General features: G+C 39.5%; 2 protein-coding genes. One reads left to right on the top strand and one right to left on the bottom strand.

Annotated features, from left to right (window positions below):
* A partial coding sequence (locus tag VE944_RS25610) for a hypothetical protein (RefSeq protein WP_324983759.1) occupies positions 1 to 224 on the bottom strand: 224 nt, incomplete at its 3' end.
* Between the two features lie 328 nt (positions 225 to 552).
* Here VE944_RS25610 and VE944_RS25605 point away from each other — a divergent pair.
* Complete coding sequence (locus VE944_RS25605; protein WP_324983756.1) at positions 553 to 1161, top strand: calcium-binding protein; 609 nt, start codon at positions 553 to 555, stop codon at positions 1159 to 1161.
* The last annotated feature ends 392 nt before the right edge of the window (positions 1162 to 1553 follow it).

The following is a 1553-nucleotide window of genomic DNA, read 5'->3' as shown; positions in this document are numbered from 1 at the left end:
CTCAGGTTTTGCTCATACAGCCAAGGGGTAAACTGGCGAGAAGCGTTGATTTCTAGAGATGGTTTGTTAATGTTGCTGTCATTAGGATTCACTTGGTTTTGACTCCTTGATAACTCTGGTGTTCGATCAGTGATAATTTCGGCGCAGGGCACGGATGCTCCTACTCTTGGACGTAAGCTAGGCAATGCACCAGCAATAGCGTTTCCATCATCTGCTTTGAGCACGCACTCTACACATTTCGTAGCCAGTGGTTCCTCATTTCAGAAATCTACCAGAGTATTGTCGGAGTCCTTTTAAAACAATAGATGGTTTTGTAATATAAAAGTATATCGCGTGTAATCTAAAACTTAAAACTTCCAATATCTGTCTAAAGATAGATAACTTAATAGCTCACTAAAATGTATGCGATTTGAAGATACTAACGTGACAGCTACAAAATATCTGGTTTTTCTGTCAATGCGTAAGTCCTAAACATGTAACTTAATGTAAAGTTTAATTTTATACAGTGATATATAAAACAAAATCTTTAATGTAGTGCTTTGAAGAATAATCATGGCTAATCCAGTTTTTACGGACATTTTTGATGGCAATCTAACCGACAATAACACCACAATAGGTAATAATTTAGACAATGAAATACTTGGCGATAGTGGGAACGACATTCTAAGAGGCTTGGCTGGTAACGATCTTCTGTTCGGCAATAACGGCAACGATCAAATCAATGGTGGAGATGGCAACGATGAAATCGACGGTGGAGATGGCAACGATCAAATCAATGGTGGAAATGGCAACGATACTCTTATCGGTGGTGCAGGTACTGACACAATAACTGACGGCGGTGGCAACGATACCTTCAAGTACTTAAATACTTCTGAAAGTCAGGTAGGTGTGGCACGGGATATCCTTATAGATTTCACATCAGGGATTGACAAGATCGACTTGTCAGCGATAGATGCCGAACTCTCACCTGCTGGCAATCAAGCCTTCAAATTTATCGGTACTGCTGCCTTCACTGGATCTGCTGGCGAAGTACGCTACTTTAGTAATGATGGCAACTTATTCGTTCAGGCAGATATCGGTAACGACAATAACTTCACCGCAAATTTAGAAATTCAACTGAATGGATTGTCAACGATCGCCGCGACTGATTTCATCCTTTAAACATTTAGGGTTTGGTTTTTAGCGATGTCTACGACGGGCTACGCCTACGCATTTAGAGGATGTTTTAAAAGGGTCTTTTGGTCTGATAATTAGCACAGCAAAGCATCTCAGCAGATGAGAAACCTTGATTTTGCGTTACACTTAACCCAGTGCAGAACTGCAAAATTATACCTTTCGGAACTTTTAAGACATCTTCTTAGACTTCAGCCTAAAATTGCTTAAGTTTTGTCGATTAACCACAAAAAAAGTGGGATGGACAAGATGTCCATCCCACAATAAAAAAGAGAATTTTTGTCATAAAACGCCTTGGCTATATTTAAGCTAAAGCGGTTTCGTTAAGTTAAATTTCTCACTATTTAATAATGAGTGCCGGTTTTGCGATGATTAATGGC

It is taken from the genome of Nostoc sp. (genome assembly GCF_035638895.1).
In the GTDB taxonomy this organism is placed as follows: domain Bacteria; phylum Cyanobacteriota; class Cyanobacteriia; order Cyanobacteriales; family Nostocaceae; genus Nostoc.
Note: the sequence above shows the minus strand (reverse complement) of the source record. Positions and strands in the feature narration are given on the sequence as shown.

Coding starts and splice junctions, on each gene's coding strand:
- VE944_RS25605 (WP_324983756.1), top strand. CDS start 553: ATGGCTAATCCAGTTTTTACGGACATTTTTGATGGCAATCTAACCGAC.